Annotated in this window: 9 protein-coding genes, 1 tRNA gene and 1 pseudogene; all 11 read right to left on the minus strand. The window is 43.2% G+C overall.

The features are described 5' to 3' along the window. Positions 1–27: 27 nt before the first annotated feature. Complete coding sequence (gene rpoC / locus PHI47_RS04735) at positions 28–4,536, minus strand: DNA-directed RNA polymerase subunit beta' (protein ID WP_299934296.1); 4,509 nt, start codon at positions 4,534–4,536, stop codon at positions 28–30. Then, positions 4,529–8,674, minus strand: coding sequence for a DNA-directed RNA polymerase subunit beta (rpoB, locus tag PHI47_RS04740; protein WP_299934298.1), 4,146 nt, complete (start codon positions 8,672–8,674; stop codon positions 4,529–4,531). The genes rpoC and rpoB overlap by 8 nt, the downstream gene beginning before the upstream one ends. Positions 8,675–8,842: 168 nt before the next feature. Beyond that, positions 8,843–9,211, minus strand: a complete 369-nt coding sequence (rplL, locus tag PHI47_RS04745; protein ID WP_299934299.1) for a 50S ribosomal protein L7/L12 — start codon at positions 9,209–9,211, stop codon at positions 8,843–8,845. Positions 9,212–9,277: 66 nt separating this feature from the next. Then, positions 9,278–9,763, minus strand: a complete 486-nt coding sequence (rplJ, locus tag PHI47_RS04750; RefSeq protein WP_299934301.1) for a 50S ribosomal protein L10 — start codon at positions 9,761–9,763, stop codon at positions 9,278–9,280. Positions 9,764–9,868: 105 nt separating this feature from the next. Then, positions 9,869–10,564, minus strand: a complete 696-nt coding sequence (gene rplA / locus PHI47_RS04755; protein ID WP_299934303.1) for a 50S ribosomal protein L1 — start codon at positions 10,562–10,564, stop codon at positions 9,869–9,871. Positions 10,565–10,632: 68 nt separating this feature from the next. Next, complete coding sequence (gene rplK, locus PHI47_RS04760; RefSeq protein WP_015654570.1) at positions 10,633–11,058, minus strand: 50S ribosomal protein L11; 426 nt, start codon at positions 11,056–11,058, stop codon at positions 10,633–10,635. 21 nt (positions 11,059–11,079) lie between these two features. Further along, on the minus strand, positions 11,080–11,610 hold the full coding sequence (nusG, locus tag PHI47_RS04765; protein WP_299934305.1) for a transcription termination/antitermination protein NusG: 531 nt from the start codon (positions 11,608–11,610) through the stop codon (positions 11,080–11,082). A 9-nt stretch (positions 11,611–11,619) separates the two neighbouring features. After that, positions 11,620–11,805: a preprotein translocase subunit SecE gene (secE, locus tag PHI47_RS04770; protein ID WP_299934307.1), complete on the minus strand. Its 186-nt coding sequence runs from the start codon at positions 11,803–11,805 to the stop codon at positions 11,620–11,622. Positions 11,806–11,868: 63 nt separating this feature from the next. Beyond that, positions 11,869–11,944 (minus strand) — tRNA-Trp (locus PHI47_RS04775). A 33-nt stretch (positions 11,945–11,977) separates the two neighbouring features. After that, a complete protein-coding gene (rpmG, locus tag PHI47_RS04780) occupies positions 11,978–12,130 on the minus strand; it encodes a 50S ribosomal protein L33 (protein WP_013461134.1) in 153 nt (50 codons plus the stop codon). Between the two features lie 39 nt (positions 12,131–12,169). After that, positions 12,170–12,394 (minus strand): annotated as a pseudogene (gene tuf / locus PHI47_RS04785) (elongation factor Tu); the annotation flags it as partial.

Consider the following 12,394-nt stretch of genomic DNA (forward strand, 5'->3'; position numbering starts at 1 on the left):
CTGAAAGGGGAGTAACGAGAAGAGACCTTAGTCTCCGAAAACCATTTTTTGGTCTTTGTAGATACCGGTACCAACCGGGATCGTACGACCGATGATGACGTTTTCTTTAAGATCGGTCAAGTCATCGATTTTCGCTGATACTGCCGCTTCGGTCAAGACTTTTGTGGTGTCTTGGAACGATGCAGCGGAGATGATCGAGTCTGCACTAACCGCAGCGCGGGTAATACCGACAAGGTATGGTTCGGCAATCGCCGGCTCTCCGCCGAGACGAAGGATTTTTTCGTTCTCAACTTTGAACTGTGCTTTAGAAACAACATCACCCTCGATGAATTTCGTATCACCTGAGCGGAGGATTTTGATCTGACGTAACATTTGGGTAAAGATAACCTCGATATGTTTGTCCGCAATGTTAACCCCTTGACGGCGGTAAACTTGTTGCACTTCACTGACAAGGTAGTTATACAATGCTTTAACACCCAAAATTCTTAAAATCTCGTGTGAGCTGACAATACCATCCGTCAAACGCTCGCCGGCGTGAACGAATTCACCCGGATGAACCAATGCAACAAGGTTTTTATCAACAAAGTACTCTTTAACCATGCCATTTTCAGACGTGATTAAGATACGTTCTTTACCACGGAGTGGTTTACCAAAGCTTACTACCCCGTCAAGTTCTGCAATAAGAGCAATCTCTTTAGGTTTACGTGCTTCGAAAAGCTCGGAAACCCGTGGAAGACCCCCGGTGATATCGCGCGATTTTTGAAGCGCTTTTGGTGTTCTTGCCAAGATGTCAGCGACTTTTACATCAGCACGGTCTTGGGCGAAAATCGCCGTTTTTGGCTCAACCGCATAACGGATGATACTACCATCAGCCGCCGCAAGGACGATTGCAGGTTTGAACTCAGGAGCAACGTATTCGTTGATCATCAAACGGGTTTTACCGGTCAATTCATCAAATTGTTCTGATGCGGTAATACCCGGGATGATATCTTCAAACGTGATGACACCATCCGTTTCGGAGATAATCGGATTCGAGTACGGATCCCATTCAGCAATGACCGTTGATTCTTCTTTAACCGGTTTAGCGATCATTGTATCGGCTTTAACCGCTTCATTATCATTAATCTCAATCACTGAACCGCGAGCGATATAGTGACGGATTGCTTCTCGGTCTTCACTGTCAGCGACTACAGCGAAAAGACCTTTCTCTTCAACGCTGTACCCTTTGGTAATCTCGTGATGACGCTCAAGGTAATCGCCTTTGAGAAGGTAGTATTTAACAACCCCTTTCTCTTTAGCGTAGATTTTTTGTGTAATCGGTGCACCGTCTTTCACTTGAATCTCAGACGCGTATGGGATACGGTTAGGTACATTCCATCCGTCTTTAATGGTTTCAACGATGGATTCATTCTCTTTTACTAGACTGCCATTTTCATATGGCATGAAGAATTTACCTTCGATTTTACCGCTTACCCCTGCAAGTTCATTCGGTTTTGCCACTTCATTTTTACGAAGTGTATAGCGAACGGTTTGGCTTTCACCTTTAACACTTACAATCGTTTCATCATGAATCGTTTGAATTTCTACGGTTCCGTTAAACGGAGCTTTGATTTTCGGTTCAACCAACAAAATAGCTGCATTACGACGATTCGCAACAATTTGTTTCCCCTCTTTTGAAAGGTAGGTTTTCATGTTGTAATAACGGATGAAACCTTCTTTGGTTGCAACGACTTGACGCTCTTCACGAGTACTTGACGCCGTTCCCCCGACGTGGAACGTACGAAGTGTCAACTGCGTACCCGGTTCCCCGATCGATTGAGCCGCGATAATACCGACCGCTTCACCACGCTTAACGATACCACCACTTCCAAGGTTAAGTCCGTAACAAAGGGCACATACGCCCCCTTCGGACTTACACGTTGTCGGAGTACGGATTTGTACCGATTTGATACCTGCTTCAATTACTTTGGAAGCTTTGATCTCATCGATCAACGTTCCCTCAGAGTAAAGGATTTCATTCGTGATCGGATCGATCGCATCTTCCGCCAATACACGACCGTAAATACGGTCTTCCAACGGCTCTATCAATTCATTACCGACAGAGATATCGGTAAGTTCAATCCCTTCGTGAGTTCCGCAGTCATGCTCAACGATTTTCACGTTTTGCGCAACGTCAACGAGTTTACGGGTCAAATAACCCGCATTCGCTGTTTTAAGTGCGGTATCCGCAAGACCTTTACGAGCACCGTGGGTAGAAATAAAGTACTCAAGGACGTTTAGACCCTCTTTAAAGTTCGAGATAATTGGGGTTTCAATGATCGAACCGTCCGGTTTCGCCATCAAACCACGCATACCGGCTAGCTGACGGATTTGAGCCGCAGATCCACGCGCTCCGGAGTCTGCCATCATAAAGATCGAGTTAAACCCGTCTTTATCATTTTGGATTAACTCCATCATTCCGCCCGCAACGGTATTGTTGGTATCGGTCCAGACGTCAATAATTTTATTGTAACGCTCTTGTTCCGTTAATAAGCCCGCTTCGAATTGTTTTTGGATCTCTTTAACACGGTTTTTAGACGCAACGATCAATCCCGCTTTCATTTCAGGAATAATAATATCCGTGATAGAGATAGAAACACCCGATTTGGTCGCATATTTGAAACCAAGGTTTTTCAAATCATCCAAGAAACCGGCTGTTACCGCAATACCGCCGTGTTTATTGACATAGTCAACAAGAATAGAGATGTTTTTCTTTTTCATCACAACATTCCAAAGTTCCGCAGGAACGAATGATGGAAGAATGTCCTGAAGGATCATACGTCCTGCTGTCGTGTGAATAACACGTCCATCAACACGGGTGCGAACTTTTGCATGCAAATCGAGAGCATTATGTTCTAATGCAATCATAATCTCATCAACATTGCTGAAGAGTTTATTGGACCCTTTTACATCATTTTTGCCGAGTGTCAAATAATAAAGACCCAAGACCATATCTTGTGAAGGGGTTGCAATCGCTTTACCCGATGCCGGAAGCAAAATGTTCATGGATGAAAGCATCAATACTTTACACTCAGCAATCGCTTCAGCAGAAAGAGGTACGTGAACCGCCATTTGGTCACCGTCGAAGTCCGCATTAAAGGCGGCACAAACGAGAGGGTGCAATTGGATCGCTTTACCGTCAATCAGTTTCGGGTGAAACGCTTGGATTGAGAGTTTATGCAACGTTGGTGCACGGTTAAGCATAATCGGATAACCCTCAACGATCTCAGCAAGACACTCCCAAACTTCGTTGGTTTTCTCTTCGATCATTTTTTTCGCCGCTTTCACGGTGGTCGCATACCCTTTATCTTCAAGTTTTGCGATCAAATGAGGTTTGAAAAGCTCCAAAGCCATTTGTTTTGGCAATCCGCACTGATCCATTTGAAGGTTTGGTCCAACAACGATAACCGAACGTCCCGAGAAGTCAACACGCTTACCGAGAAGATTTTGACGGAAACGCCCTTGTTTACCTTTGATGATCTCAGAGAGAGATTTCAACGGACGTTTGTTCGCCCCTTTAACGGCGTTTGCACGACGACCGTTGTCGAACAACGCATCAACCGCTTCTTGAAGCATACGTTTTTCATTACGTACGATAATTTCCGGTGCTTCAAGCTCAATCAAACGTTTAAGACGTTGGTTACGGTTGATAACACGGCGATAGAGGTCATTGACATCCGATACCGCGAATTTTCCACCATCAAGGCTTACCAACGGGCGAAGTTCAGGAGGGAGAACCGGCAATGCTGTGAGCATCATCCACGCCGGGTTATTCCCTGAATTCAAGAATGACTCGATAACTTTCAAACGTTTAATGATCGTTTTACGTTTTGCTTCTGAATTGGTTCCTGCTACTTCTTCTTTGAGAGAAGAGAACAAATCAACCAAATCGAGTTCGTCAAGCAATTCACGAACCGCTGATCCACCCATCTCAGCAGAGAAACCGCTGTCTCCGTAACGTTGTACAAGCGTACGATATTGCTCTTCATTCAATACATCGTATTTAAGAACCGCAGAGGTTTGCTCACCGTCATAGTATGCTTCTCCACCTGTTTTAACGATGTACGCTTCGTAATACAATACGCGCTCAAGGTCTTTCATTTTTACGCCGAGGAGTGTTCCGATACGGCTTGGAAGTGAACTAACATACCAGATATGAGCTACCGGTGTAACGAGGTCAATGTGTCCCATACGGGTACGGCGAACTTTCGCCGAGGTTACTTCAACCCCACATTTTTCACAAATGACACCTTTGTAACGCATTTTTTTGTATTTTCCGCACAAACATTCGTAATCACGAACCGGTCCGAAAATTTTGGCACAAAACAATCCGTCACGTTCCGGTTTAAGGGTACGGTAGTTGATGGTTTCAGGTTTTTTTACTTCACCGTGACTCCATGAGAGAACTCTCTCAGGAGACGCGAGTCGAAATTGGATTTGTTTAATATCGACTGGGCGATTCTCTTCCGTTACGGCAACCGGTACTAATTTACTCATTGTCATCCACCTCGTCAAAAATCTCAATGTCGAGCGCCAAGGCTTGGAGCTCTTTGGTTAATACGAAGAGTGTCTCAGGAATACCGGATGCCGGTACACTTTCACCTTTCGTAATTGCTTTGTAGGCACGAACACGTCCGTCAACGTCATCCGATTTAATTGTCAACATCTCTTTAAGAACCGCAGAAGCACCGTATGCTTCAAGAGCCCATACTTCCATCTCCCCGAAACGTTGTCCGCCGAAGAGTGCTTTACCACCGACCGGTTGTTGGGTAACGAGAGAGTATGGTCCGGTTGAACGTGCATGCACTTTTTCATCAACCAAGTGATGAAGTTTGAGCATGTACATGTAACCGACGTTAACGCGTTCTTTCATTTGATCGCCTGTTTTACCGTCGAATAACACCATTTTCCCGTCATCATCGAGTTTTGCCAATGCGAAAAGTTTTGCAAATTCAGCTTCAGTAACCCCTTCGAAAATAGGCGTTGCAAATTTAACCCCGCGTGACCAGTCTTGTGCGTAGCCAAGGAGAGTTTGATCATCCATTTCACCAAGTACTTTAGCGGCGTTCATAAGACCCGCTACATCGGCGAAAGAGATCATTTTTGCTCTTAGTTCGCCGATAAACTCTTTTTGTTTCGCTTCGAAAATTTCTTGAATTTGGAAACCAAGTTCTTTCCCGACCATACCAAGGTGCATCTCAAGGATTTGCCCGATATTCATACGAGACGGAACCCCAAGCGGATTCAAACAAACGTCTACGGTACGACCGTTCGCCATGTACGGCATGTCAACTTGAGGAACGATCGTCGAAACGATACCTTTATTCCCGTGACGTCCCGCCATTTTATCCCCGACTTTGAGTTTACGTTTTGTCGCGATATAGACTTTTACGAATTTAACAACACCGTTTGGAAGGATGTCGTCTTTTTCCAAGATAGAGAGTTTTTCTTCGTGTTCGTCACGGAATTTTTTCTTCTCTTTTTGGAAATGGTTTTTCGTTTGGTTGTATTTCTCTTGAATATCGTCGCTAAATGCTTTAACCACGTTATTCATTGCAAAACGGTTAACCTCTTTAAGATCGTCCGCTTTGACGTTTTCACCCGCTTTATACTCGTTGCCGTTGATGCTTACATCACTTAGCAATGGGTGTTTAGTGAGCAAAGAAACGATGCGAAGCATCTCTTCTTTATCGATCATCAAAAGACGATCATAATGTTCGCGCTCAAGTTCATCACGCTCTTGTTTTTCAAGTTCAAGCGTACGTGGATCTTTGTCGTACCCTTTTTTCGTAAACACTTTAACGTCTACAATAACCCCTTCCATACTTGGAGTACAGTAGAGTGATTTATTGACAACGTGACCTGCTTTTTCTCCGAAAATAGCACGTAATAAACGCTCTTCAGGAGTCGGTTTTACTTCACCTTTTGGAGAAACTTTACCGACGAGGATCATCCCGCCTTTAACGTACGTACCGATTTTGACGATACCGCTGTCATCAAGGTGAGAAAGTTCATCGTCACGAACGTTCGGGATATCACGGGTGATCTCTTCGACACCGTGCTTGAGTTCACGAGCTTCTGCCTCTTTCTCATAGATATGAACCGAGGTAAATGCGTCTTCGCGGATCATACGCTCAGACATAACAATCGCATCCTCAAAGTTGTATCCGTTCCACGGCATAAACGCAACGAGTGCATTGATTCCGAGTGCCAACTCACCTTGATCCATGTTCGGACCATCTGCGATGATTTGACCTTTTGTTACCAACTGCCCTTGTTTAACGATCGGTTTTTGCAAGAATGTCGTATTTTGGTTGGTACGAAGATTCTTTTGCAACGGATAGTAATCGATGAATGTTCCGTCTTCGTCTTCACCCATCACGTAGATGTGCTTAGAGTCAACTTTCTCAACAATACCACTACGATCTGCCTTTACACACTCCCATGAATCACGAGCAACGAGTTTTTCAACACCAGTTCCGACCATCGGTGCTTCCGGACGCAACAACGGCACGGCTTGACGTTGCATGTTTGATCCCATCAATGCACGGTTCGCGTCATCGTGTTCAAGGAAAGGAATCAAACTTGCGGCAACACCAACAACCATATGCGGTGTCAAGTCACGAAGTTCACAATCTTTTGGAGAAACCAAAGGATATTCACCATCTTGACGCGTTTCAACCAAATCATCCAGGAAATTTCCGTTTTCATCAACACGGCTAGATGCCGCAGCAATAACTTTTCCCTCTTCTTGCGTTGCAGTTAAATAAACAACTTCGCTCGTGACAACACCGTCTTTAACAACGTTATATGGAGCTTCGATAAATCCATGCTCATTAACTTTTGAATAAGTTGCCAGCGTATTGATCAAACCGATGTTTTGTCCCTCAGGAGTCTCAATCGGACAGATACGACCGTAATGCGTCGGGTGAACGTCACGCACTTCAAATCCGGCGCGTTCTTTAACAAGACCACCTTCTCCGAGTGCTGATAAACGACGTTTATGGGTAACTTCCGACAACGGATTCGTTTGGTCCATAAATTGTGACAATTGTCCGCCGCTGAAGAACTCCATGATGGTAGAGGTGATCATTTTTGAGTTGATCAAATCGTGCGGCATTAACTCAGTGGTCGGTCCGCTCATCGTTGAAAGTTTATCTTTGATCGCTTTTTGCATTTTGATCAAACCGTTGTGAAGCTCATTTCCAAGCAATTCACCGATTGAACGGATACGTCGATTACCAAGGTGGTCTCGGTCATCGATATGCCCTTGACCATTTTTGACTTTAATAACGTATTTAACGGTATTGATAATATCTTCATTGGTCAAAACAGTCACATACTCAGGAATATTCAGTCCGAGTTTGTGATTCATTTTCATACGACCGACTCGTGTCAAATCATAACGCTCAGGATCGAAGAAAAGTTGATTAACAAAAACTTTCGCCGCTTCTTTCGTTACCGGTTCACCAGGACGCATTACTTTGTAAATACGAATTGCAGCAAGATCGTTTTCATCTTCGATAATCTCTGTTTGACGGAGCAATTTCAATGAATCAGTATCGGCTGCAAACGCATTGATAATAGAGCTATCATGTCCTTCTGCAAGGTCATTTGCGATAATAAACTCTTTAACACCCGCTTCAATCATCTTTTTAAGTTTAGTCTCATCAAGCTGTGCCATCGTATCGAACATTACTTCACCCGTAACCGCATCAATGATCGGTTCCGCTAAATGGCGCTCAATTAATGTTTCGATCGGATATTGAATCGCAGTAACACCGTCAGCAATTAATTTTTCCGCTTTTTTCGCTGAAAGACGTTTCCCTGCCGCAACAAGAAGTTTCCCCTCGCTGTCAACAAGGTCATATCCAAGACGACCGGCAAAATGTTCCGGATCGAAATCCATCAAATATTTGTTCTCTTCAACACGGATTTTTTGCAGCGGATAGAACATTTTTAAAATGTCTTGTTTGCTGTAACCCAAGGCACGGAACATAATGGTAACAGGAACTTTACGGCGTTTATTGATACGCATGTAAAGGATATCTTTCGGATCGTACTCGAAATAGAGCCATGACCCACGGTCAGGGATGATCTGACCGGTGAAGATCATTTTGCTACCTGCAGTGGTTGATTCTTCTTCTTTGAAGATAACCCCAGGTGAGCGGTGAAGCTGATTAACAACGACACGTTCAACACCGTTGATAACAAACGATGTACGCTCTGTCATCAATGGGATATCACGGATAAAAATCGTTTGCTCTTTAATATCTTTGACACCGGTTTTTTCTTTGGTGTTTTCATCACGGTCCCAAATCATAAGACGTGTTTTCATACGTAGTGACACTGAATAGGTCAATCCACGTTCCATACATTCACGGACGGTATATTTCGGGCGTCCTACTTCAGAGCCAAGATACTCAAGAGAGAGACGATTTTGTGAATCATGAATCGGAAATACCGATTGAAATACACGTTCGATACCACTTTTGGAACGATCTTTTTGATCCAACATCAAAAAGGATTCATAAGAACTTTGTTGAAGTTGTAACAAATTCGGTACTTCAATTTGCTGGGGAGTTTTCGCGAAATCAACGCGTAAGCGGTTTCCGGAGTGAAGAGTGTTTAACATAGGCTACCTCAATCGAAGTTTTTGATCCCATAGGGATAAGTGCAAAGTCTATGACTCAAGCGTCCTTGAGTCTATAACGACGTATGGGCACTTTACGAAAGAGTTAAAAACTCGCTTCGTAAAGTGCCCTGTGGGAGGTGGAGGCTCGTGAGCCCCCGATCAAAATGATTATTTGATTTCTACAGAAGCACCAGCTTCTTCAAGTTCTTTTTTCGCTGCTTCAGCAACGTCTTTTGCAACACCTTCTTTGATAGTTGTAGGAGCGCCTTCAACTGCATCTTTAGCCTCTTTAAGACCAAGACCTGTCATTGCACGTACTACTTTAATAACGTTGATTTTTTTATCACCACCGTCTTTCAAGATAACGTCAAATTCAGTTTTTTCTTCTACTTCTACAGCAGCAACAGCGCCGCCAGCAACCGCTACCGGTTGAGCAGATACTCCGAATTTTTCTTCGAATTCTTTTACAAGCTCAGAAAGCTCGAGGACAGAAAGGTTTGAGATAAACTCAAGTACATCTTCTTTTGTAACAGCCATTGTATTCTCCTATGGTATTTTTTATTTTATGCCGAAATTAAATCCGGCGATTTTTCTAAGCAGCAATTACGCTGCTTCTTCTTCTTTTTTACGTTTAAGCGCATCGAGTCCGATTGTAAAGTTGCGAACTGGTCCCATCCAAACAGATGCGAGCATTCCAAGCAACTCTTCGCGTCCCGGTAGGGTAGCGAATGCACGTACTTTAGTTTCATCAGCGGCTTCACCGTCAATGTATGCTGTTCGGATAACAAATTTATCATTTGCTTTCGCGAATTCAACCGCTGTTTTAGACGCAGCAATTGCATCAGCTCCCCACACGAAAATGTTAGTATCTTTAATTTCGATACCAGACATCTCTGCATTGTTCAAAGCGATAGTAGCAAGTGTATTTTTTACAACTTGAACTTTAGTCTCTTTTTCACGTGCAATTTTACGAAGTGCTTCGAGTTCAGACACTACTAAACCTCGATAGTCACACATAATAACCGCTGCAGAAGATTTAAACTCTGAAGTCAAAGTGCTAACAATCTCAGATTTCTGTGATTTGTTCATAGTTTCTCCTTTCCAGACATAACTTCAAGCGGGGCGAAGTGACTCCGATTAAGGCCTGAGCCCCCTACTGTCTTAAGTCCATAAGATAAAGTATTTTTAAATTGATTAACGAACGTCAAGAAGTTCTTGCGTATCAAATTTGATTGCCGGACTCATAGTTAATGAAAGAGCAGCATTTTTAATATAGCGACCTTTTGCAGTCGATGGTTTTGCACGGTTGATAGCACCGACAAACGCTTTGATATTTTCAGCGATTTTATCTGTGTCGAAACTCACTTTACCGATACCGGCATGGATGTTCCCTTTTTTGTCAACACGGAAGTTTACTTGTCCGCCTTTAACGTTGCTAACCGCTTTTGCGATATCTGCAGTTACAGTTCCTGTTTTAGGATTCGGCATCATCCCTTTTGGCCCGAGGATACGTCCTACTTGACCAACAAGTCCCATACAATCTGGTGCAGCAACAACGATATCGAAGTTGATGTTACCTGCTTTGATTTGCTCAACCAAATCTTCAGCACCAACAATATCAGCACCTGCAGCTTTTGCCTCGTCTACTTTTGCACCTTTAGCAAAAACAGCCACACGAACCACTTTACCCGTACCGTGAGGAAGTACAACGGCACCACGGATCATTTGGTCAGCGTGACGAGGGTCAACACCGAGGTTTAATGCAATTTCAACGGTTTCGTCAAATTTAGCCGATTTAAGCTCTTTTACGAATGCCGCAGCATCCGCTACAGAGTAGCTTTTTGACATGTCAATTTTTTCACTAAGTTGTTTATAGCGTTTTCCAGCCATTTTAATTCTCCAATATTAGAATCTGCCGCAAGATTTAGCCTCTTTGCGGTCGAAGAGTAGTGTAGAAATTAATCTACGATATCAACACCCATTGAACGTGCAGAACCAGCGATAGTCGCAGCAGCTGCATCGATATCATCTGTATTCATATCTTGAATTTTTTGCTTAACGATTTCCATCAATTGAGCTTTAGTGATTTTACCCACTTTGTTTTTCATCGGATTATCAGTCCCTTTTTTAAGACCAGCCGCTTTCATAATGAGAGCAGATGCCGGAGGCTGTTTTGTGATGAATGAAAACGTTTTGTCCGCATATACAGTAATAACAACAGGGAGTTTAAAACCTGCCTTATCTTTTGTACGCTCGTTGAACGCCTTACAAAATTCCATGATGTTAACACCACGTTGTCCGAGTGCTGGTCCAACCGGAGGGGCTGGATTAGCAGCGCCGGCTTGTACTTGCAACTTGATGTAGCCCGTAATTTTCTTTGCCATTTGTGCTTCCTTTTTTTGAGATTAAATTATTTTTTCGACTTGCGTGTACGAAATATCAACCGGAGTACTACGTCCGAAGATAGAAACATTGAGTTTCAACGTACCGTGTTCAAGATCGTATTCATCGACTGTACCGGTAAAGTTTGCAAACGGACCATCCACGATACGAACCATCTCGCCATTGTCAAAGAATACTTTCGGTTTCGGAGCCGAACGGTTGGTTACACGATCCAAAATTACCGCGATGTCATTGTCGCTTAGTGGAGTCGGTTTGTTCGATTCACCGATAAATCCTGCCACACGAGGTAGCGATTGAATACGGTGCTGCAAATCGATAGAAAGATCCATATTGGCAAATACATAACCTGAATATAATGAACGTTCAGTGATTTTTTTCTTACCATTTTTTACTTCAATAACATCTTCTGTAGGTACAATTACTTCTGTAATGACTTCTTGAAGATTGTTCTCTGCAATAATGTTTTCGATAGCGGCTTTTACACTGCGCTCACTACCGGCATAGGTTTGAATTGAGTACCAAAGATGTGCCATATTTTTTCCTTAACTCAAAATTGCCGAAACGGTTGAAGACATAATCAAATCTACCAACGCCAAGAAAACAACAATAAATGTAACCACAGCGATCACGGCAATAAATGCTTGTTTAACTTGAGGTTTTGTAGGAAAAATAACTTTTGCAAGTTCCATTTTCGCATTATGAATGTGATGGTTTAGGTTGTTTTTCATCTATTGTATCCTTAGGACATTTCCAACGAATAAAGCTCTCAAGCATCATTAGTAGAAAATGGGTGGCAGGTCAGGAGGGATTCGAACCCCCAACAATCGGATTTGGAATCCGGCGCTCTACCATTGGAACTACTGACCTATCATTGTATTAGAATCCCCGAGGGGAAACGACTTAAAGTTTTGCTTCTTTATGTACCGTGTGCTCACGGCAAAATTTACAAAACTTACGTACTGAAAATTTTTCAGTATGAGTTTTTTTGTTTTTAGTAGTGTGATAGTTACGTCTCGTACACTTCTCACACGCTAAATGGATATTTTCACGCATGTTTTTACCTTATGAATCCAACCCGAAGGTTGGGGAAAATTATGCAAGGATTTTAGAAACAACCCCAGCGCCGACAGTACGTCCGCCTTCACGGATAGCAAAACGAGTACCCTCTTCCATAGCGATCGGGTGAATCAATTCAGCATTGATTTTCACGTTATCACCAGGCATAACCATTTCAGTACCTTCTTGCAAGGTGATAGCACCTGTACAGTCAGTTGTACGAACATAGAATTGTGGGCGGTAGCCGTTGAAGAATGGAGT

The sequence above is a fragment of the Sulfuricurvum sp. genome, assembly GCF_028713855.1.
Taxonomy (GTDB): domain Bacteria; phylum Campylobacterota; class Campylobacteria; order Campylobacterales; family Sulfurimonadaceae; genus Sulfuricurvum.